The following is a 20,574-nucleotide window of genomic DNA, read 5'->3' on the forward strand; positions in this document are numbered from 1 at the left end:
CACCCGGCTACCCCACCCGGCTCTTCCCCGGGAGCAGCGGAACGAAGCCGCTGGTGCGCCGGACGTACTCGGCACAACCAGGCCGGCGGGACACGGTGTCCTTCTCCGGCAACGGTTTGCTGCTGCCCTTCGCGAGCAGCCACGTCATGACCACCGGACCGATGATCGTGAGCGCGGCGACCCACGAGCGCAACGCGAACAGGTACAGGCCCCACCACACCACGGAGTCGCCGAAGTAGTTCGGATGCCTTGTATAGCGCCACAAACCGCGGTCCATCACGGCACCCTCGTTCGCCGGGTCCGCGCGGAACCGGGAGAGCTGCCAGTCACCCACGGCCTCGAAGACGAAGCCGACCAACCACACGCCAGTGCCCACCCAATCTAGCACCCCGAGCGGAGCGGAAAGGTGCTGCGCGGCCTGGACGGGCAGCGACACGACCCACATGAGCAGGGCCTGCAGGAGGTAGACCCGGTACATCTTCAGGCGCGGATTTCCCTTGGCGCGCCTCAGGATTTCCTGGTAGCGCGGGTCCTCGCCCTTCCCGCGGTTCCGCGAGTGGATGTGCGCTCCCAGGCGCAGCCCCCACACCGCGGTGAGCACGGTGATGATCCACTGCCGAATAGGTTCGCCCTCCGCGAACACCAGCGTCAGCACCGCGAGCACGGCGAACCCGGGACCCCACACGGAGTCGATCAGGTCGTAGCGCTTGCGCGAGTCCGCGTAGAAGAACAGGGCGCTCAGCAGCAGGACGACCGCTGTGAACGTGATCAGGAAGCTCATCGGGCGACCAGTTCACGGCGGACGCGCGGCATGCCGCTGCGTCCCCTCCCGCTCCGGCGCACCGCGAGGACCTGGTCGACGCCCATCCGTCCCTCCTCGAACGTCAGCGCGCCGCCCGCCAGGTACAGCCGCCAGACCCGCGCCTGCCCCTCACCGACCAGCGCGACGACCTCGTCCCACCGCTCCTCGAGCGTCTCCGCCCACGCGCGCACCGTCCACACGTGGTGCTCGCGCAGCGCGTGCACGTCGCGGATCTCCAGGCCGGCGCCTTCGAGGAAGCCGGTCGTCTGGCTGACGGGCCGCATGTGCATGTCCGGTGCGACGTACGACTCGATGAACGCACCGCCACCCGGCGCGTTCCGCCCGCGCGACATCTGCTGCAGCAGCAGGCGGCCCCCCGGCTTCAGCAGCCGGTGCGGCGTCGCGGCGTACTCGGGGTAGTTGCGCTCGCCGACGTGCTCCCCCATCTCGATCGTGGAGATCGCGTCGAACGGCTTGTCGCGCACCTCCCGGTAGTCCTGCAGCCGCACCTCGACGCGGTCCCGCAGCGCCTCGGCCTCGATCCGCCCGAGGATGTGAGCGCGCTGCTGGGCGGAGATCGTCACACCCGTCGCGTGCACGCCGTAGTGCTTCGCCGCGTGGATGATCATCGAACCCCACCCGCACCCGACGTCGAGCAGGCGCATGCCCGGCCGCAGGCCGAGCTTGCGGCACACGAGGTCGAGCTTTTGTGCTGCGCCTGCTCGAGGACTCGTCCCCGGACGTGAAGTACCCGCAGGAGTAGGCCATGCTCGGGTCGAGCACGAGCTGGTAGAACGCGTTGCTCAGGTCGTAGTGGTGCGAGATCGCGGCCCGGTCGCGGCTCTTGGTGTGCAGCGCACCCCGCAGCCGCGCCTCCTCCTCCGGCGCGTCCGGGTTCGGCCCGAGCACCTTCAACAGCACCGCGAGCCGCACGACCTCCGAGATCCGCGGCCGCCGGGTCACACCCCGGCGCACGAGCCCCCAGATCTGCGAGAGCCCGGTCGCGAGTTCCCTTCGACGTCGAGCTCCCCGCTCACGTACGCGCGAGCGAGCCCGCGCTCGTTCGGGCTCCACACGAGCCTCCGCAACGCGTCCCGCGACCGGATCACGAGCACCGTGCCCTCCTGCGGCCCGGCCACGCTCCCGTCCCAGGCGCGAATTCCGATCGGCAACGGCGCACCCAGCACCCGTTCGGCCATTCCGCCAGCTGACCAGCGACGACCACCCTGCACCTCCCGCACGACCCGGCTCCGCCGGACGTTCGGGAGACGAGGAGGTTCGGTTCGTTTCTGAACCGAGACGCAACCCCGCCCGTATGGCCTCGATAGAGCGAACGGATGGACAAGGAGGACATGAGTGTGATCCGACGTAACCGCATTGCCATCGGGCTCGCCGCGGGACTGGCAGTTGTGCTGGGTCTGGGTGTCTGGAGCGCCACGGGCAGTGGCTCGAACAACTCCAAGCCGGTGGCACAGACCGAAACCGACCTGGGCGTCCTCGGTGACTACGGCGACGTGGGTCAGCCCCCGGTACTCCAGGAGCCCGCTGCGGCACCCGAGACCCCTGTCCAGCAGCAGGCCCCGGAAACCCCGGCCGCACAGCCCGCGGCGCAGCCCCCTGCAGCCGCCCCGGTCAGCTCGCTGAAGCTGGTCGGCAAGCCCGTCGACAAGATGGGCCTCGTGGTCCAGGACGGCGACGGCCGCACGATGTACCGCTTCGACAAGGACACCCCGAAGCCGGAAGGCAAGTCGAACTGCAACAACCAGTGCGCGGTGACCTGGCCGCCGCTCCTGTCGGACACGGTTCCCCAGGTCGAGGGCATCGACCCGAAGCTCGTCTCGCTGATCACCCGCGCCGACGGCAAGAAGCAGGTCGCGATCGACGGCTGGGCGCTCTACGCCTACTCGCAGGACCCGAAGCCGGGCGCCTGGAAGGGTCAGGGCGTCGGCGGAACCTGGTTCGTGATCCAGCCCGACGGCAAGCGCAACGTGGAGTGCCTGCCCCCCGGCGTCACGGCCCCCGCCGCGTAACCCACACACTCCCGTTAGGACGGTCCATCTGAGACACACAACACCCTGACACGGTGACACCCCGGCCCTGGGGAAGGGGCCGGGGTTCCCGTCGTTCTCGCTCCGGGTCGCGAAGGGCGTCGCCACAGAGGCGGCGCCCTTCGTCGTACACCGCCGGGGTGCAGAGCACGGGGCACGGGGCACGGGGCACGGGGCACGGGGCACGGGGCACGCAAGCAGCCACGCGAGGCCGCAGGCAAGCAGTCCCGACGGCGAAGGCGAGGCATCCGCGAAGCCGAAGGCGAGCAGCAGCGATGGCGAAGCCGAGCCAGCCAAGAAGCGCCCCGCGGTGGTGGCTCCCCCGTCTAGCGCTCCGATGCCGTGGCCGCGCGCGGGAGGAGGTGTCAAACGGACACGCTTTTCGTCCGTTTGACACCTCCTCCCGGGTGTGGCTGCCTCGTGGGCGCTGGGCGGGGGAGCCACCACCGCAACCGCAAGCACCTGCTCAACAGCAAGCCGCCCGGCGCAACAGGCGTGCCATCAACCCGCGAGCGGCGTTGGACCGGCTCCTTTGGGAGTGCCGGGAGTCTGAGGGCAGAGCCCTCAGGGGGAAGCACGCAAGCCGATGCCGCCACCGGCCACCCAGACCACCCCGGAACGGGCGGCAATCGGAACCGGCACAGGTGCAGCCACCCGCACCCACCTGCGGACAACAAACCCACGCCAACCCCAGAACCGCAAGCGACCGCAAGCGACCGCAGGCGTCCCCCCAAAAGAAGGACCCCCTGAGCCCAAACGCTACTCAGAGGGTCCGACAAGATCAGAAGATCAGAGCGACGAGTACAGCGGGTGCTTGGCCGCCAGGACCTCGACCCGGGCCCGCAGCTCCTCCACTGCCGCTCCGGGCTTCAAGGCCTCGGCGATCACGTCGGCCACCTCGGCGAAGTCCACCTCGCCGAAGCCGCGGGTGGCCAGCGCCGGCGTTCCGATCCGCAGGCCGGACGTCACCATCGGCGGACGCGGGTCGTTCGGGACGGCGTTGCGGTTCACCGTGATGCCGATCCGGTGCAGCACGTCCTCGGCCTGCTTGCCGTCCAGCTCGGACGAGACCAGGTCGACGAGGACCAGGTGGACGTCGGTCCCCCCGGTGAGCACCTTCACGCCGGCGGCCGCGACGTCGGCCTGCGACAGCCGGTCGGCCAGGATCCGGGCGCCCTCGAGCGTGCGGCGCTGCCGGTCGGCGAACTCCGGCGAGGCGGCGTGCTTGAACGCCACGGCCTTGGCCGCGATCACGTGCTCCAGCGGGCCGCCCTGCTGGCCGGGGAACACCGCCGAGTTGATCTTCTTGGCGATGTCGGCGTCGTTCGACAGGATCACGCCGCCGCGGGGGCCGCCGAGGGTCTTGTGCGTGGTCGTCGTGGTCACGTGCGCGTGCGGCACGGGCGACGGGTGCAGGCCCGCGGCCACGAGGCCCGCGAAGTGCGCCATGTCGACCATCAGGTACGCCTCGACCGAGTCCGCGATGCGGCGGAACTCGGCGAAGTCCAGCTGGCGCGGGTAGGCGGACCAGCCGGCCACGATCAGCTTCGGGCGGTGCTCGGTGGCCAGGCGCTCGACCTCGGCCATGTCGACGCGGCCGTCTTCGTCGGAGACGTGGTACGGCACGACGTTGTAGAGCTTGCCGGAGAAGTTGATGCGCATGCCGTGCGTCAGGTGGCCGCCGTGCGCGAGGTCCAGGCCGAGGATCGTGTCGCCGGGCTGCAGGAGCGCGAACATGGCGGCCGCGTTGGCCTGGGCGCCCGAGTGCGGCTGGACGTTCGCGAAGCCGGCGCCGAAGAGCGACTTGATGCGCTCGATGGCGAGGCGCTCGACGACGTCGACGTGCTCGCAGCCGCCGTAGTAGCGGCGGCCGGGGTAGCCCTCGGCGTACTTGTTGGTGAGCACGGAGCCCTGGGCCTGCAGCACGGAGACCGGCGTGAAGTTCTCCGAGGCGATCATCTCGAGGGTGCCCTGCTGGCGCGCCAGCTCGGCCGCTACGGCCTCGGCAACCTCGGGGTCGTACTCCGCGAGGGAGGCGTTGAACTGGTCGGACATCTGGAGGATCTCCCTACTTGGCGCGCTTGTAGAACGGAAGTGCGACGACCTCGACCGGCTGCTTCTTGCCGCGGACGTCCACCAGCAGTGAGGTGCCCGGCTCGGAGCTCGCACGGGTCACGTAGGCCATCGCGACCGAGTAGCCGAGGGTCGGGGACAGGGCGCCCGAGGTGACCTCGCCGACGACCTCGTCGCCGTTCAGCACCGCGTAGCCGTGGCGCGGGGCGCGCCGTTCGGGGGTCTTCAGTCCGACCAGGACCGAGTCCACACCGGACTCCGCCACCTTCGCGAGGGCGTCGCGGCCCACGAAGTCGCCCGGCTTGTCCAGCTTCACGACGCGGCCGAGGTTCGCGTTGTAGGGCGTCAGCGACGTGGTGAGCTCGTTGCCGTACAACGGCATCCCGGCTTCGAGGCGCAGCGTGTCGCGGCAGCCGAGCCCGCACGGCTTGAGCTCGTGCGGCTGGCCCGCCTCCAGCAGCGCGGCCCACACGGCGGGGGCGTCGGCCGGGGTGACGAACAGCTCGAAGCCCTCCTCTCCGGTGTAGCCGGTGCGCGCGAGCAGTGCCGGGACGCCCGCGACGGTCGACGGGTACGAGGCGTAGTACTTCACCGTCGCGAGGTCGGTGTCGGTCAGGCCGGCGAGGATCTCGACGGACTTCGGACCCTGGACCGCGATCAGCGCGTAGTCGGTCGACCTGTCCGCGACGGCGGTGTCGAACCCGGCCGCGCGCTCCACCAGCGCGTCGGCCACAACCGCGGCGTTGGAGGCGTTCGCGACGACCATGAACTCCTCGTCGCCCAGGCGGTACACGATCAGGTCGTCGATCACGCCGCCGTCGGCCTGGGTGATCATCGTGTAGCGCGCCTTGCCGACGGCCAGCGCGGAGATGTGGCCGACGAGCGCGTAGTCGAGCGCCTCGCCCGCCTGCGGTCCGGTCAGGACGATCTCACCCATGTGCGTGAGGTCGAACAGGCCCGCCGAGGTGCGCACCGCGTGGTGCTCGGCGAGCTCGGACGAGTAGCGCAGCGGCATCCGCCAGCCCGCGAAGTCGGTGAACATCGCGCCGAGCTGCTCGTGCTCGGCGTTCAGAGGCGTGAGGCGGGACATCAGAACGCTCCTTGAGGGTGCGCCGAAGAGCCGGACCAGGCCGGCTGAGGCAACAGAAGAATGACACGGTCCATCAGAGACTCCTCGTCCGAGAGAGCCTCCCCCTCTGTCATGAGCCTGAGAGCTTCACCACCGGAGTGGCTTGCACCGTGGGCGAGGCTGCTGACGAGCCTGCTTTCCAGAGTTGCCTTCGTCGCGCGGTACGGGGACCTGAGAGATTCCGGGGAGGAGTTGCTCCTTCGGCGCTCCCCGCTCCGGAAACCGGTAGCGGTGGAGCTCTCCCGCGCGACATCGACGGCCGTGTTCAGTTGGTTGCCCCAGACGCTAGCAGGCCGAACGTCACAGCGGCACGCCCTGCGCCGTCTTCTCGACCACCTTGCGCTCCGCCCAGAACGACAGGAACGGGATCGTGCCGGCGATCAGCACGAGCGCCGTGCCCTTGATCGACCAGCGCAGCTTCAGCGCCAGGTCGACGGAAAGCACCAGGTAGATGGCGTAGAGGAAGCCGTGGACCGGGCCGACGACCTTCATCGCGCCGTCCATGTCCGCGGCGTACTTGAGCACCATCGCCACGACCAGGAGCAGCAGGAAGACACCGACCACGTAAGCCATGACCCTGAACCGGGTCAACGCACCCTTCATCTGCCCGCCTTCGCGCTCAACGACCGTCCCGCGCGTTGAGGTTCGCGAGCATGCGGTTGTAGGCCGCGAGCTCCGCGTCTTCGTCGTCGTCGAAGTGCTCGACGGGCGCGGGTTTGACGGCGTCAACGGTAGTCACCGGCTCGGCGGCGGCCGCAACCGGCTCCGGTGCGGAGAGAGCCTCGTCACGGCGCTGGCGTGCCAGGCGGCGGAAACGCCACACCATGAAGAGGGGGAAGAGGCCGAAGAGCGGCCACTGGAGCACGTACCCGAGGTTCTGGAACGTGCCGCTGGAGGACTCGAAGCGCTGCCACTGCCAGTACGCGAGCCCGCAGCAGACGATCAGCGCCGCCAGACAGGCGAGCGCGATCAGCACACGCTGGGGAGTAAGGAGGCCGCGCACGACCTCCACACTACTGGGGTGAGGCCTCCTGACAGGAGGCCACCCGCGGGGATGGGTACAGGGCTGCCGCCTCCGGCAGCCCGTTCCTCTTATGCCACGCCGTCCCGGCGCTGCCTCTGCAGACGTGCGACGCACCAGGCCGCGGCGGAGCCACGGCGAAGGTGCTGGAGAACCGTCATCGGTCCCAGGCGCCTCCCGAGGTCGGCGGGCGTGAGGCCGGCCGCGCGGTAGTCGAGCGCGCGCTGGTCCAGCGGGCTGATGCCCGCGTCCCACCACTGCTCGGCCTCGGCGACGTCGCCCACCAGCTGCCAGTAGCTCGCCGCGGCGGCGAGCAACGCCTCGGGTGCCTCCGGCGCCCGCTTGCGCATCGCGGCCACGTAGGCCGGATCCGCCGAGTCGACCTTGACCAAGCCACGCGGCCCGCTCCGTGCGGCACCCCGCTGCACGGGGATGCCTGGCGCCGAGGGGGGAGCCTCAGCGAGCCACGCGTTCTTGATCCGGTTCACCTCCTGCATCTCCGCGTCATCAGACCGTTCAGCCGCCCACTGCTTCAAGAGCTCGTGGACCCCGGAGTCCTCGACCATCCATGCCTCCTCGTCGGTCGGGGATCGGCCATTGCAGCGGAAGGTATTCGGTAGGTCTGACAATCGCCAGACCCTGAATCCTCAGAACACCCGTTACCAGTGCGTGATTGGCCGCATTCCACCCGTCCGGCTCAACGCGAACGGCCGAGGATCACGGTGCGTCACTAGGCGATGGGGGTCGCCGTGCCGAAGAGGCTCCTGACGAAGGTGATGATCGACTCCGCGCCCTCCCGCAGCCAGCCGAGAGCCGTCTGGACCGCCGAAGCGGACTCTTCGGGCCGGGTGATCAGGAGGAACAGCACCAGCGCGACGCCCGCCAGCACTAGCACCTTCTTGAGGTTCACAGGTACCTCTCCGTCCATGTCGCTCACCGGTCAGGCGGCGGACCGCCCGTGTCACCCGACATGGTCCACCATTCACCCTTGCGATGAACAACGACCACGCCCAACCACAGCGGCGATCGACCAGGGGCGCACGCCTGCGGGGCGCCCAATGTCACCCGAATGGCGGCTAAAGCGGGGCGTCAGCAGCGCCGATGTCCTGGGCACGAGGTGAACACGGACTCCCTCGCATCCCACAGCTCGGACAGAACCTGGTGCACCGGGCCTCACCCGGATGCCGAACCGTCGGCTTCACGCTCCGTCACGCCTTCGTGGCGCAATTAATGCGCGCCCGGCCATTCATCCAATTACTCCAGACCGCCGCAGTTCCACAATTCGGTCGGCGGCCACACCCATGTCGGCAAGCACTTCCCCGGTGTTCACCCCCGCGGACACCGGAGGGGTCGGAACTGCCGTCGGCGTGCGGTCGAAGCGGGGCGCCGGAGCCGGGTGCAGCGCGCCACCGACGTCCACGAAAGTGGAACGTTCCGCGTTGTACGGGTGACGTGCCGCCTCGTCCGGGGTCAGCACGGGCGCCAGGCAGGCGTCAGTGCCCTCCGCGAGGCCCGCCCACTCGTCGCGCGACCGGGTCTTCACCGCCGCGGCTATGCGTTCCCGCAGCTCAGGCCAGTTCGCGGGATCGTTGCGCGAGGGCGCGTCCTCCAGCCCCAGCACGCGCACGAGATCGGCGTAGAACTTCTCCTCCAGCGCGCCCACGGCCACGTACCCGCCGTCCGCGGCCTCGTAGACGTCGTAGAACGGCACTCCACCGTCGAGCATGTTCTCGCCGCGCCCGCCCGGCCACATGCCCGCGGACCGCATCCCGTGCAGGAACGTCGTCAGCAGCGCCGCCCCGTCGACCATGGCCGCGTCGACGACCTGGCCACGCCCGGAGCGTTCCCTTTCATACAGCGCGGCGAGCACGCCGAGGGCCAGCAGCAGCCCTCCCCCGCCGAAGTCGCCGAGCAGGTTGATCGGGAACGACGGCGGCCCGCCGGCCCGGCCCAGAGGCTCCAGCGCGCCCGCGACGGCGATGTAGTTGATGTCGTGGCCGGCGCGGTCGGCGAGGGGCCCGTCCTGACCCCACCCGGTCATGCGCCCGTAGATGAGGCGCGGGTTGCGGGCGAGGCACTGGGCCGGGCCGATGCCCAGGCGCTCGGTGACACCCGGCCGGAACCCCTCCACCAGCACGTCCGAGCGTTCGACCAGCCGCAGCACCAGGTCGGCGCCCTCGGGGGTGCGGGTGTCGATCGCGACGGAGCGCCGGTTGCGGCCCAGGAAGTCGCCGGGGACCGTCGACCGGCTCCCCGGCTTGCAGACCTGCACCACGTCCGCGCCCAGGTCGGCGAGCACCATGCACGCGAACGGCGCGGGCGCGAGGCCCGCGAGCTCGACGACGCGCAATCCCTCCAGAGGCCCGCTCACAGGGACCTCGCGATGATTTCCTTCATGATCTCGTTCGTGCCGCCGTAGATCCGCTGCACGCGGGCGTCGGACCAGGCACGTGCGATCGGGTACTCGTTCATGTAGCCGTAGCCGCCGAACAGCTGCACGCACTCGTCGACGACCCTGCTCAGCCGGTCGCTGGCCCACCACTTCGCCATCGCGGCGGTCGGCACGTCCAGTTCGCCGCGCAGGTGCTTCTCGATGCACTCGTCGATGAACGCCCTCGTCACGGACGCCTCGGTCGCGCACTCGGCCAGTTTGAAGCGGGTGTTCTGGAACTTGATCAGCTCCTTGCCGAACGCCTTGCGCTCCTTCACGTACCCGAGCGTCAGGTCGACGGCCGCCTCGATGCCCGCGATGCAGCAGACGCCGATGATGAGGCGTTCCTGCGGCAGCTGCTGCATGAGCTGGACGAACCCGAGGCCCTCCTGGCCGCCGAGGAGGTTGCCCGCCGGCACGCGGACGTCGTCGAAGAACAGCTCGGCGGTGTCCTGCCCCTTCATGCCGACCTTGTCGAGCACGCGGCCGCGCCGGATGTCGTTCTCGACGACGAGCAGCGAGATGCCGGTGGCGCCCTGCGCCGGGTCGGTCTTGGCCACGACGATGACGAGGTCGGCGAGCGCGCCGTTGGTGATGAACGTCTTCGAGCCGTTGATGACGTACTCGTCGCCCTCGCGGATCGCTTTCGTGCGGATGCCCTGGAGATCGGAGCCCGCGCCGGGCTCGGTCATCGCGATCGCGCCGACGTGCTCACCCGAGGCGAGCTTCGGCAGCCAGCGCCGCTTCTGCTCCTCGGTGCCGTAGGAGTTGAGGTAGTGGGCGACGATGCCGCTGTGCACGCTGTTGCCCCACGAGCTGTCGCCGGCACGCGCCTGCTCCTCGAGCAGCACGGCCTCGTGGGCGAACGTCCCGCCGCCGCCTCCGTACTCCTCGGGGATGGAGAGGCACAGCAGGCCGAGCTCACCGGCCTTGAGCCACAGCTCGCGGTCGACCTGCTTCTGCTCGGCGAAGCGTTCCGCGTGCGGCGTGACCTCCTTCTCGAAGAACGTGCGCGCGAGCTGGCGCAACTGGTCCAGGTCGCTGTCCATCCACCGCGATCGACGCTCTGCCATGCGGTCCACGAAACCACCGGGCGGTGGTCCACGCCATGACCGGCGCGCCAGGTCGTCACCCGAAAAACTGAGCGAAATTCCCACCCCGGTCGTCCAGACTGCTCGGTATGCAGATCCATCAGGTCGCGCCGGACGAGTGGCGGCTGTGGCGCGACATCCGCCTGGAGGCGCTGTCCAGCGACCCCGAGGAGTTCGGGTCCGCGCTGGCGGCCGAGCAGCGGTACGGCGAGCACGAGTGGCGCGACCGCGCGGCCGAGGGCCTGAAGGTCGTCGCGCTCGACCCCGATCCCGTCGCCCTCGTCGCGGCCACCGGAAAGCCGGAGGGGCTCTACCTCTACTCGATGTGGGTGCGCGCCTCGCACCGCGGCCGCGGCATCGGGGAAGGCCTGGTCAGGACCGTTCTGGCGTGGGCGGCGGAGCAGGGCTGGAAGGTCGTCGTCCTGCGGGTCTGGGAGGACAACCTGCCCGCGCGCAGGCTTTACCGGCGGCTCGGGTTCCGGCAGGCCGAGGATCCCGAGTACATGGAGTTCCAGGTGAGCTAATCGGTCACCCTCCACGGTCATGGCCAGCTCGGCGGGGCGGGCCTAGCGTGAGGACCATGAGCGAAGCCTTGATCTTCGACGCGGTGCGCACGCCGCGCGGCAAGGGGAAGCGCGGGTCGCTGCACAGCGTCAAGCCCGTGGATCTGGCCGCCGGTGTGCTGCGCGCGCTGTCCGAACGCAACTCCCTCGACACCTCCGCGGTGGACGACGTCGTGTTCGGCGTCGTGTCCCCGCTCGGGGAGCAGGGCGGCGACATCGCCCGCACGGCGGTGCTGGCCGCGGGCTGGGACCAGCGCCCGGCCGGTGTGCAGCTCAACAGGTTCTGCGCGTCCGGGCTCGAGTCGGTGAACCTCGCCGCGGCCAAGGTCGCGTCCGGGTTCGAGGACCTGGTGGTGGCGGGCGGCGTCGAGTCGATGTCGCGCGTGCCGATGGGCTCCGACGGCGGCGCGTGGGCGATCGACCCGCAGACGAACTTCGACCTGTCGTTCGTGCCGCAGGGCGTGTCGGCCGACCTCATCGCGACGCTGGAGGGCTTCTCCCGCACCGACGTCGACGAGTGGGCGGCGCGGTCGCACGCGCGGGCGTTCGAGGCGCAGAAGAACGGCTGGTTCGAGCGGTCCGTCGTGCCGGTCGTCGACCAGAACGGCACGGTGGTGCTCAAGGAGGACGAGACGATCCGTCCCGAGTCGACGGTGGAGTCGCTGGGCAGGCTCAAGCCCAGCTTCCAGTTCCACGGCGACCTCGGCTACGACACCGTCGCGATCGACCGCTACCCCACCGTCGAGCGCATCAGCCACGTGCACACGCCGGGCAACTCCTCGCAGATCGTCGACGGCGCCGCCGCGATGCTGATCGGCTCCGCGGCCGCCGGCCGGGCGCTGGGCCTCACGCCGCGCGCGCGGATCGTGTCCGTCGCGGTCGTGGGCACCGAGCCGACGATCATGCTCACCGGACCGGCGCCGTCCGCGCGCAAGGCCCTGGACAAGGCGGGCCTCTCGGTCGAGGACATCGACCTGTTCGAGGTCAACGAGGCGTTCTCCTCGGTCGTGCTGAAGTTCCTGCGCGACATGGACATCCCCGAGGACAAGGTCAACGTCAACGGCGGCGCCATCGCCCTCGGCCACCCGCTCGGCGCCACCGGCTGCATGATCCTCGGCACGCTGCTCGACGAGCTGGAGCGCCGGGACCTGCGCCGCGGCCTCGCCACGCTGTGCGTCGGCGGCGGCATGGGCATCGCCACGATCATCGAGAGGGTCTAGAAGATGCCGTTCCACTACGACAAGGACGCCGACGGCATCGTCACCCTGACGATGGACATGTCCGGCTCCGCCAACGTGATGAACGACGAGTACCGCGAGCTGATGGGCGACTCGGTCGCCAAGCTCGAGGCCGACGACATCACCGGCGTGATCGTCACGTCCGCCAAGAAGACGTTCTTCGCCGGCGGCGACCTGAACGTGCTCATCGCGATCACGCCGGAGAACGTCTCGCAGGCGCTGGACGGCGTGGAGGAGCTCAAGGCGCAGCTGCGGCGCCTGGAGAAGCTCGGCAAGCCGGTCGTGGCCGCGATCAACGGCACCGCGCTCGGCGGCGGGTTCGAGATCGCCCTCGCCGCGCACCGCCGGATCCTGCTGAACGACGACAAGATCCGCGTCGGCCTGCCCGAGGCGACGCTGGGCCTGCTGCCCGGCGGCGGTGGCGTCACGCGCATGGTGCGGCTACTGGGTGTGCAGAAGGCGTTGCCGTTGCTCATGGAGGGCAAGCAGCTGCGTCCGGAACGCGCGCTGCAGGCGGGGATCGTGCACCAGCTCGTGGACACGCGCGAGGAGCTGCTCTCCGAAGCTCGTGCGTGGATCAAGGCGAACCCGGCGCCGACGCAGCCGTGGGACGTGCAGGGCGCGGGCGTGCCGGACCTCAAGTTCGCCGACCCCAACAGCTATGGCATCCTCGCGGCCGCTCCCGCCGTGCTGAGCAAGAAGTCGCACGGCGTCTACCCGGCACCGGAGAAGATCATGGCGGCGGCCGTCGAGGGCGCGTACGTCGACTTCGACACGGCGCTGAAGATCGAGGCGCGCTACTTCCTGGAGCTGGCGTCCGGCCAGGTCTCCAAGAACATGATCACCGCGTTCTGGTTCAACCTCAACGAGGTCAACGGCCGCTCGTCCGCCACGGGCAAGCGCGTGGGCAAGCTCGGCGTGCTGGGCGCGGGCATGATGGGCGCCGGGATCGCCGAGGTGTCCGCGAAGGTGGGCATCGAGGTGGTCCTGAAGGACGTGACGCTGGAGTCGGCCCGCAGGGGCGCGCAGGGCTTGGACGGCATCACGCCGACCGACTCCGACGACGACCTCGCGGGCTGCGACCTCGTCATCGAGGCGGTCTTCGAGAACCGCGAGCTGAAGAACGAGGTGCTGCCCGCAGCCGAGGCGAAGGCGTTGCCGGACGCGGTGATCGCGTCCAACACCTCGACGCTGCCGATCACCGGTCTCGCGTCCGCGGTGACGGCGCCGGAGCGGTTCATCGGCCTGCACTTCTTCTCGCCGGTGCCGAAGATGCGGCTCGTGGAGATCATCCGCGGCGAGAAGACGTCCGAGGAGACGCTCCAGCGCGCGCTGGACTACGTGCGGCAGATCGGGAAGACGCCGATCGTGGTCAACGACTCGCGCGGCTTCTACACCTCCCGGACGTTCGGCACGTACGTGATCGAGGCGATCACGATGCTCGCCGAGGGCGTCTCGCCGGCGTTGATCGAGAACGTCGCCAAGAAGTCCGGCATGGCCGTCGGCCCGCTGGCGGTGTCGGACGAGGTGACGCTGTCGCTGCAGCTCAAGATCCACGACCAGACGCTCGCGGACGACCCGTCGCTGGTGTCGGAGAGCGCGGCCTACGACCTCATCCGCGAGATGGTGTCGCTGGGGCGCAGCGGGAAGTCGGCCGGCGCCGGGTTCTACGAGTACCCCGAGGGCGGCAGGAAGTTCCTCTGGCCCGAGCTCACGACCCGCTACGCGAAGGCGGACGCCGGGGTGTCCGAACAGGACGTTCGCGACCGGCTGCTGTTCGTGCAGTCGCTGGAGACCGTGCGGTGCCTGGACGAGGGCGTGCTGACGTCGGTGGCGGACGCGAACATCGGCTCGATCTTCGGGTTCGGCTTCGCCCCGTGGACCGGTGGCACGCTGCAGTTCATCAACTCCTGCGGCGTGCAGGCGTTCGTGGAGCGGGCGGACTACCTCGCCGACACGTACGGCGAGCGGTTCCGGCCTCCGGCTTCGCTGCGGGAGCGCGACAGGTTCTAGGCGCGGTAGGAGCCGGGTGAGGACCCGGTCCACCTCTTGAAGGCCCGGTGGAAGGCGCTCGCCTCGGAGAACCCGAGGCGCAGCGCCAGTTCCTCCACCGACTCCCCGCCCCGCACCAGCGAGGCGACCGCCTGGTCGCGCAGCAGCTGTTCGCGCACCTCGCGGAACGACGTCCCCTCGGCGGCGAGCCTGCGCCGCAGCGTCGGCGCCGACACGCCCAGCTGGGCCGCCACGGCCTCCAGCCCCGTCACCCCGCGCCCGAGCAGCCGCCGCACGTGCCCCGCCGTGTCCGCGCCGTGGTCGCGGCGCGAGAGCAGCTCCGCCGGCGAGTGCCGCAGGAAGCGCCGCAACGCGGCCTCGTCCTGCACCACGGGCATGCGCAGGAACCTCGGGTCGAACGTGATCGCGGTGGCGGGTGCGCCGAACGCCAGCGGGCAGCCGAAGATCAGGTGGTACTCGGCGGCGTGCGCGGGTTCGGGGTAGGCGAACTCGGCGCCCCGCAACGGGATGCGGCGGCCGATCAGCCACGACGAGAAGCGGTGCCACAGCACGAGCAGCGACTCGGTCAGGAAGTGGTCGGGGTCGCCGGGGATGTGCAGCGTGAAGCGGCCGTCGACGAGCGCGAGCTCCAGCGGTTCGTCGAACAGCGCGTAGAAGGCGAGGCCGCGCCGCAGGGCCGATTCGAGGTCCGGGCAGTGCACGGCGAGCAGGCACATCATCGCGAACGTGCCGCGCTTGGACGGCCGTGGTCCGAAGCCCATGAACTCGTCGTCGAGGACTTCCCAGAGGGTCTGGATGAACGTCGTGTACTGGGCGGGCGTCACGCGCGCCCTGTCGTCGTCGAGCAGGCTCGGCGGGATGCCCGCGCCCCGCAGGACGGCGGACGGGTCCGGGCACGCGCGCAGTGCCGCGCGCACGTAGTGGATCGCCACGGTCCTGGAGTGCACGAACAACAGTAAAACGCCCGCGGTGGTGACGCGGCTCCGGGGAGAGCCGGAACCGCGTCACCGCCGCGGTGGGCCCACGCGGTGAGCCGTGCTCCTCGCCAACGGGGCTTCCGCACGCCCATCGGCAAGGGACGATGTTGTGTTCGTTGACGTTATGTGGTCTAGACCAGAAAAGTCAACAGTGCGAAGAGAACGGATGACCGCCTGGTGTTTCAGGCTTGTTCCAGTGGAGCCACGGCGAAGCCCGCGGAGAACCTCTGGCACCAGATCACCACGCTCCGAATGGTGGACACGTCCACACCGGAAGGGATTTCGTACACCTGGTCGCCGCGGTTTCCCTTCAACTTGCCGAGGCTCGTGAACCCCTGGCCGAACGTCTTCTCGGACGAGCCGGAGGCGTGCGGGGACAGGTAAACGTACAGGTCAGGGCCATCACTGGTGTTCAGCGACGCGAACTGGACGGAATGGCGGCCGCCGGGCAGCGCGATGAGGCTCGCTTTGCCGGTGGTCGCGTGTTCGAGCGAGCGCCACTGCCCCGCCGCGATCTCCTTCGGCGTTTCGGCGACCTGCTTCGGCGTTTCCGACGCCGGCGCCGAAGCGGCGGAAGACGTCATCTGCGAGGTCGCGGTGGGCACCAGGAGCGCGTCGTTCGTTTGGCGAACCGTGAACAGCCGCCAGGGCTGGAACAGGTACAGCCCGATCCCGAGGGCGACGACCAGGAGAACTGAGACGGGAACCAGGAATCGACGATGGCGCATACCGAAAATACTGGCGCAAACCGGACCGGAAAGAGCTTACGGAGTTGTTAGGGTCGGTAGCCGTGGCGACACAGGCGAGGATCGGCCAGGCCGTGCTCGGCGTCCTGATGGTCGGCTGCGCGCTGACCGGACTGTTCCCCAGGCCGGTGCCGCTGTTGTTCGCCATCGCGGCGGTCGGCACCGCGAACGCCGCGTTCCCTCTCATGCGCACGTTCGGCTCCGCGGTGCTCGGCGGGGTCGCCGCCTCGTCGATCGCTCTCACGTCGGTCCCGTTCGTCACGTGCTCCTCGCAGCGCTTCACCGAGGTGTTCACCTGCACGGGTGACGCTCCGACGTGGCACATGACCGGAACAGTGCTGGTGGCAGGGCTTTCCGGGGCCAGTTTGGTGCTGGCCCGCATCACGGTGGAATGACGGCGATCACTCAACCGGGACCATCGGGCAGCCGATAAGGCACCCGGACGAGCGTTCTCCTGCGACCGGGTCAGCCGGTAACCTGCCGGGGCGTGACCGTCTGACTTCCAACCGTGAGCATCACAAGGAGGACCGCTGTGCGCGCACTGTGGACCGCAGGCGGTTCCGCCGTGCTCGGTTCCGCGTTGCTCGGAGTGCTGGTGGGCATGGCGATCCACGGCGTTTCCGCCGACGACCCGTTGAGCAGAACGCCCGACTCCACCTGGGTCGGTTCCACCAGCTCGACACCGCCGAGCACGACGGAGATCTCGACCACCGTCAGCAGCGCCCCGCCGAGCACGAGCAGCACGGCGCCGAGCACGCAGCCACCGCCGAGGAAGACCACCCCGCCGCCGGCCGTGACGAACCAGGAGCAGCCGCCGCCACCTCAGCCCACCGCGACGACGACGGCGCCGCCGTCCTCCGGCTGGCCGTGCAGCCCGCTCAACCCGTTGCCGCCGCCCACCTGCAAGAACATGGGTTAGCCCCACAGGGGCGACAGCGCCGGCGGGTCGAGCCGCGTGCCGGCTCCGCCGGGGTCGTCCGCGCTCAGGCCGACTCGCGCCGCACCAGCACCGTCGGCAGCATCTGCTGCTTCTTCTTGACCGTCTCGTCGCGCAGCAGCTTCATCAGGTGCTCGACCATGTGCTTGACCTGCTCGTCCGAGTCCTGCCGCACGGACGTCAGCGGCGGCGTCGTGTGCTCGGCTATCGCGACGTGGTCGTCGAAGCCCACGACCGCGACGTCCTGCGGCACGCGCTTGCCCGCCTCCTGCAACGTCTCCAGCGCGCCGGCGGCCATCAGGTCGGACGCCACGAACACGGCGTCGAGGTTGGGGAACTTCGCCAGCAGGACGGACATGGCCTTGCGGCCGCCCTCCCTGGTGAACCCGCCGTCCTCGGTGAGCTTCGCGGCTGCCTTGTCGTCCAGCGACAGCGCGGACTTGAAGCCGTTCAGGCGGTCTATGGCGGACATCTCGTCGAGCGGGCCGGAGACGTGGACGATCTTCTTGCGGCCGAGCGACTTCAGATGCTTGGTCGCCACCACGGCGCCGCCCTCGTTGTCGTTGTCGACGAGGTGCATGCCCCGCAACGACCCCCACGGCTTACCGGCGTACACGACCGGCAGCGGCAGCTTCTTCACGATCGACACGAGCTCGTCGTTGCGGTGCGGTGCGAACACCAGCGCGCCGTCGACGTGACCGCCTGCCAGGAACCGGTGTGCGCGCGCCTGGTCGTCCAGCGAGTGCACCAGCATGAGCACCATCTGCACGTCGACGTCCGCGAGAGCGCGGGCACCCGCGCGGATCAGGCGTGCGAAGTGCGGATCATCGAAGATCTTGGGCTCGGGCTCGGAGAACAGCACGGCCACGGCGCCGGTGCGACGGGTGACCAGTGCCCGCGCGGCCCGGTTCGGCTGGTAGCCGAGTGCCAGGACGGCGGCGTTGACCGCCTCGAGCGCTTCCGGGCTCACGCGGGGTGACGCGTTCAGCACCCTGGACGCCGTGGCGCGGGAGACCCCTGCCCTCGCGGCAACGTCTTCCAACGTCGGACGCGCGTGGTTGGACACGAGCACCACCACTCCTCGATGAAAACCTTTGAGTCGCCGAGCAGCTTAGCCGCAAGCGATCTCCGAGGAGGGTTTCCGCGCTGTTCATCGTGTTTTTTCGCCCGCGACAGCCGCCACCGGTGTCGTGAGCGCACGCCCACGTGGGGCGATGGACACCCGCAGCAGTCCGTCCTCCCGGCGTGTCGTGGCGGCGAGGCCCGCGCGGGCGGCCGTCCTCACGAGAGCGGTCTCCGCGGGCAGGCACCACGCGACGAGTTCCGCGAACCCCGCGGCACGGGCCTCGGACGCGAGCGCGGCGAGCAGGGCCGCACCGACGCCGCGGCGCTGCCAGGCGTCCTCCACGAGCAGCGAGATCTCGGCGCACTCGGGCGTTCCGGTGTGGATGAGCTGACCGAGCGCCACCACCTGGTCGCCGCACTGGACGAGGGTCGTGGTGCCGCGCGGCGGGTCGAGCAGCCGGTGCACCCAGCGGCGCGGCAGCGTGCGCATGCCCGCGTGGTAGCGGTTGAACAACGTCCTCATCGAACAGCGGGCGTGCAGGCCGGTGACGGCCTCCTCGTCCTCGGCCACGCCGGGCCGCAGGACCAGTGCCACGCCGTCGTCGCTGAGCATCCCGCGCAACGAGGGCGCCGGCGCGTCCAGCAGTTCGAGGAACGCCTGCGCGCGGGTGAGCTCGACCTGGGTGAACCTCGCCCAGCCGCGCCGGGCGACCAACTCTCCCAACTGGACCTGGTCGTCCGTCGCCTCGCCGGAGGTCACCGCGTCGGCGGCCAGGACCTGCCGCAGCGCCTCCGCGGTCCGGTCCGGGTCGGTCAGCGCCATCTTCGCCGCGCGCAGCACCGCGGTCGGTTCGTCGACGAGGTCGCGCATCTCGGCCCTGGTGATCCCGACGCGCCTGCCCCCCTCGCTGCGCACCGCCTCCACGAGGTCGGCGGGCAGCACACCTTCCCCCGCCCGCACGACGAGCTCGTCCAGCACCCCGCCGGGGACGGGGATCACGTGCAGCGCGAGGACGTTGCAGTCGGCCGCGGCCAGCCGGACGGTGACGCGGGCGAGCGCGCCGGGGCTGTCGCTGAGTTCGAAGCGCATGCGCCAGGTCGTCGTCATGACGTCAAGAGTTCACGGAACTTGTTGCCGCGAGACGAACCGCGGGTAAAACGCTCGTCATAGGGTCGCGGCATGAGGAGAACACTGGCCGCAGGCCTCACCCTGCTCACCGTCGCGGCGCTGACCACCCCCGTCTCCGCCGCGCCGGTCGAGGTCAGCAGGAAGGCACCGGGGCGGGCGACGCTGACGAACTTCGCGTCCCTCCCGGCGCTCACCTTCCTTCCCGGCAGCGAACCGAGCGGCACGGCGCTGGGCACGGCGCCGATCAACGGGGTCACGCCGCCGTTCGCCGACCAGCCGGTCCAGGGCTTCAGCGGTCTCGTCCGCAACGGCGACGGCACCTTCGACGCCATCTCCGACAACGGGTACGGCACCAGGGCCAACAGCGCGGACTTCCTGCTGCGCATCCACCGCATCGCGCCGGACTTCGCGAAGAACACCGTCGACGTGGTCGGGGGCGTCACGCTGACCGACCCGCACGGCCACATCCCGTTCCCGCTCACCCGGCCGGACCGGGTGATCACCGGCGCCGACCTCGACGTCGAGTCGATCACCCGCGGAGCCGACGGCACCTACTGGATGGGCGACGAGTTCGGCCCGTACCTGCTGCACTTCGACCGCGCGGGCCGGCTGATGTCCCCGCCGGTTCCCCTGCCGGGTGTGCGCGCCCCGGAGAACCCCGCCGGCAACCCGAACCTGGGTGGCAGCAAGGGGTTCGAGGGCATCACGCTCTCGCCGGACGGGAAGAGGATCAACGCGCTGCTGGAGGGCACCGTCGCCGGCGACGCGCCGGGAACGTTGCGCCTCAACGAGTTCGACGTCGCGAGCGGCGCCTTCACCGGCACGACCTGGAAGTACCGGCTGGAGGACCCGAACTTCGCGATCGGGGACGCCATCGCCGTGGACGCCAACCGGCTGCTGGTCATCGAGCGGGACAGCGCGCAAGGCGCCGACGCGATCGTCAAGCGCGTCCACCTCGCCGACAAGCGCGACCGCGACCGCGACGGCGCGCTCGACAAGACCCTGGTCGCCGACCTGCTGGACCTCGCCAACCCGAAGCACGTCGGCGGGCAGGCGAACCCGTTCAGGTTCCCGTTCGTCACGATCGAGGACGTCACGATCCTCGACGACCGCACGATCGCGGTGCTCAACGACAACAACTTCCCGTCGTCGTCGGGCCGCAACCCGGGCAAACCGGACGACAACGAGTTCATCACCATCCGGCTCGGCCAGAACCTGCACGCCGACCCGAGGGTTCTGCGCAGGCGCTAGACAAGAGAGCGCTCTCACCCGCGGCACGGACGTGTCCGCGGGTGAGAGCGCGAGGCCCCT

General features: G+C 70.0%; 22 protein-coding genes, 1 pseudogene and 2 riboswitches. Of the genes and pseudogenes, 7 read left to right on the forward strand and 16 right to left on the reverse strand.

Annotation, left to right across the window (positions count from 1 at the left end; all coding sequences use genetic code 11):
• Window positions 1–7: 7 nt before the first annotated feature.
• From L6E10_RS07675 to L6E10_RS07685, 4 genes and pseudogenes are all read right to left on the reverse strand, one after another.
• Window positions 8–781, reverse strand: a complete 774-nt coding sequence (locus L6E10_RS07675; protein WP_236218172.1) for a DUF1295 domain-containing protein — start codon at window positions 779–781, stop codon at window positions 8–10.
• Window positions 778–1,497, reverse strand: a complete 720-nt coding sequence (locus tag L6E10_RS07680) for a class I SAM-dependent methyltransferase (protein WP_374236068.1) — start codon at window positions 1,495–1,497, stop codon at window positions 778–780. The genes L6E10_RS07675 and L6E10_RS07680 overlap by 4 nt, the downstream gene beginning before the upstream one ends.
• Window positions 1,498–1,588: 91 nt before the next feature.
• A pseudogene (locus tag L6E10_RS40710) lies at window positions 1,589–1,876 on the reverse strand (hypothetical protein); the annotation flags it as partial.
• Window positions 1,762–2,001 (reverse strand): hypothetical protein, encoded by a 240-nt coding sequence (locus L6E10_RS07685; protein WP_236218174.1) that lies wholly within the window; start codon window positions 1,999–2,001, stop codon window positions 1,762–1,764. The gene L6E10_RS07685 and the pseudogene L6E10_RS40710, both read right to left, overlap by 115 nt.
• A 153-nt stretch (window positions 2,002–2,154) precedes the next feature.
• Here L6E10_RS07685 and L6E10_RS07690 point away from each other — a divergent pair, with 153 nt between their 5' ends.
• The gene (locus L6E10_RS07690; RefSeq protein WP_236218176.1) at window positions 2,155–2,832 is read left to right on the forward strand and encodes a hypothetical protein; all 678 of its coding nucleotides are present in this window, start codon (window positions 2,155–2,157) and stop codon (window positions 2,830–2,832) included.
• Between the two features lie 807 nt (window positions 2,833–3,639).
• Here the strand turns inward: L6E10_RS07690 and glyA are convergent.
• The 8 genes from glyA to L6E10_RS07730 form a co-directional block, all read right to left on the reverse strand.
• Complete coding sequence (gene glyA, locus L6E10_RS07695) at window positions 3,640–4,905, reverse strand: serine hydroxymethyltransferase (protein WP_236218178.1); 1,266 nt, start codon at window positions 4,903–4,905, stop codon at window positions 3,640–3,642.
• Window positions 4,906–4,918: 13 nt separating this feature from the next.
• Window positions 4,919–6,013 carry a glycine cleavage system aminomethyltransferase GcvT gene (gene gcvT / locus L6E10_RS07700; protein WP_236218180.1) on the reverse strand — a complete coding sequence of 365 codons (1,095 nt, stop codon included), beginning with the start codon at window positions 6,011–6,013 and terminating at the stop codon, window positions 4,919–4,921.
• Window positions 6,014–6,109: 96 nt separating this feature from the next.
• A riboswitch (glycine riboswitch) is annotated at window positions 6,110–6,201 on the reverse strand.
• Window positions 6,202–6,307, reverse strand: a riboswitch (glycine riboswitch).
• Between the two features lie 45 nt (window positions 6,308–6,352).
• On the reverse strand, window positions 6,353–6,655 hold the full coding sequence (locus L6E10_RS07705; RefSeq protein ID WP_090095721.1) for a DUF3817 domain-containing protein: 303 nt from the start codon (window positions 6,653–6,655) through the stop codon (window positions 6,353–6,355).
• Window positions 6,656–6,671: 16 nt separating this feature from the next.
• Window positions 6,672–7,055 carry a hypothetical protein gene (locus L6E10_RS07710; RefSeq protein ID WP_090096056.1) on the reverse strand — a complete coding sequence of 128 codons (384 nt, stop codon included), beginning with the start codon at window positions 7,053–7,055 and terminating at the stop codon, window positions 6,672–6,674.
• Window positions 7,056–7,144: 89 nt separating this feature from the next.
• The gene (locus L6E10_RS07715; protein ID WP_236218182.1) at window positions 7,145–7,639 is read right to left on the reverse strand and encodes a helix-turn-helix transcriptional regulator; all 495 of its coding nucleotides are present in this window, start codon (window positions 7,637–7,639) and stop codon (window positions 7,145–7,147) included.
• 164 nt (window positions 7,640–7,803) lie between these two features.
• Window positions 7,804–8,001, reverse strand: coding sequence for a hypothetical protein (locus L6E10_RS07720; protein WP_236218184.1), 198 nt, complete (start codon window positions 7,999–8,001; stop codon window positions 7,804–7,806).
• 318 nt (window positions 8,002–8,319) lie between these two features.
• Complete coding sequence (locus L6E10_RS07725) at window positions 8,320–9,444, reverse strand: CaiB/BaiF CoA-transferase family protein (RefSeq protein WP_236218186.1); 1,125 nt, start codon at window positions 9,442–9,444, stop codon at window positions 8,320–8,322.
• The gene (locus L6E10_RS07730) at window positions 9,441–10,577 is read right to left on the reverse strand and encodes an acyl-CoA dehydrogenase family protein (RefSeq protein ID WP_236218188.1); all 1,137 of its coding nucleotides are present in this window, start codon (window positions 10,575–10,577) and stop codon (window positions 9,441–9,443) included. The genes L6E10_RS07725 and L6E10_RS07730 overlap by 4 nt, the downstream gene beginning before the upstream one ends.
• Window positions 10,578–10,684: 107 nt before the next feature.
• Here L6E10_RS07730 and L6E10_RS07735 point away from each other — a divergent pair, with 107 nt between their 5' ends.
• From L6E10_RS07735 to L6E10_RS07745, 3 genes are read left to right on the forward strand one after another with little or no spacing between them, the layout of a single operon-like run.
• Window positions 10,685–11,119: an N-acetyltransferase gene (locus L6E10_RS07735; protein WP_236218190.1), complete on the forward strand. Its 435-nt coding sequence runs from the start codon at window positions 10,685–10,687 to the stop codon at window positions 11,117–11,119.
• Window positions 11,120–11,175: 56 nt separating this feature from the next.
• Entirely contained in the window at window positions 11,176–12,378 is a 1,203-nt protein-coding gene (locus L6E10_RS07740; RefSeq protein ID WP_236218191.1) for an acetyl-CoA C-acetyltransferase, read from the forward strand.
• Window positions 12,379–12,381: 3 nt separating this feature from the next.
• Entirely contained in the window at window positions 12,382–14,409 is a 2,028-nt protein-coding gene (locus tag L6E10_RS07745; protein WP_236218193.1) for a 3-hydroxyacyl-CoA dehydrogenase NAD-binding domain-containing protein, read from the forward strand.
• Here L6E10_RS07745 and L6E10_RS07750 read toward each other — a convergent pair.
• Together L6E10_RS07750 and L6E10_RS07755 are read right to left on the reverse strand one after the other, a co-directional pair.
• Entirely contained in the window at window positions 14,406–15,356 is a 951-nt protein-coding gene (locus L6E10_RS07750) for an AraC family transcriptional regulator (protein WP_236218195.1), read from the reverse strand. The two genes, L6E10_RS07745 and L6E10_RS07750, sit on opposite strands and share 4 nt — an antisense overlap.
• Before the next feature lie 212 nt (window positions 15,357–15,568).
• Window positions 15,569–16,114 carry a DM13 domain-containing protein gene (locus tag L6E10_RS07755; RefSeq protein WP_236218197.1) on the reverse strand — a complete coding sequence of 182 codons (546 nt, stop codon included), beginning with the start codon at window positions 16,112–16,114 and terminating at the stop codon, window positions 15,569–15,571.
• Between the two features lie 62 nt (window positions 16,115–16,176).
• Between L6E10_RS07755 and L6E10_RS07760 the strand changes: the two genes are divergently transcribed.
• On the forward strand, window positions 16,177–16,527 hold the full coding sequence (locus tag L6E10_RS07760; RefSeq protein WP_236218199.1) for a hypothetical protein: 351 nt from the start codon (window positions 16,177–16,179) through the stop codon (window positions 16,525–16,527).
• Window positions 16,528–16,664: 137 nt separating this feature from the next.
• Window positions 16,665–17,051: a hypothetical protein gene (locus tag L6E10_RS07765; RefSeq protein WP_236218201.1), complete on the forward strand. Its 387-nt coding sequence runs from the start codon at window positions 16,665–16,667 to the stop codon at window positions 17,049–17,051.
• Between the two features lie 64 nt (window positions 17,052–17,115).
• On the opposite strand, the gene L6E10_RS07770 is transcribed toward L6E10_RS07765, so the two are convergent.
• Window positions 17,116–18,141 (reverse strand): LacI family DNA-binding transcriptional regulator, encoded by a 1,026-nt coding sequence (locus L6E10_RS07770; RefSeq protein WP_236218203.1) that lies wholly within the window; start codon window positions 18,139–18,141, stop codon window positions 17,116–17,118.
• Window positions 18,142–18,219: 78 nt separating this feature from the next.
• Window positions 18,220–19,242 carry a GNAT family N-acetyltransferase gene (locus L6E10_RS07775; protein ID WP_236218205.1) on the reverse strand — a complete coding sequence of 341 codons (1,023 nt, stop codon included), beginning with the start codon at window positions 19,240–19,242 and terminating at the stop codon, window positions 18,220–18,222.
• 72 nt (window positions 19,243–19,314) lie between these two features.
• On the opposite strand from L6E10_RS07775, the gene L6E10_RS07780 reads away from it, so the two are divergent.
• Window positions 19,315–20,514 (forward strand): esterase-like activity of phytase family protein, encoded by a 1,200-nt coding sequence (locus tag L6E10_RS07780; RefSeq protein ID WP_236218207.1) that lies wholly within the window; start codon window positions 19,315–19,317, stop codon window positions 20,512–20,514.
• Window positions 20,515–20,574 lie beyond the last annotated feature (60 nt).

This window comes from Lentzea sp. CC55, assembly GCF_021056325.1.
Taxonomy (GTDB): domain Bacteria; phylum Actinomycetota; class Actinomycetes; order Mycobacteriales; family Pseudonocardiaceae; genus Lentzea; species Lentzea jiangxiensis.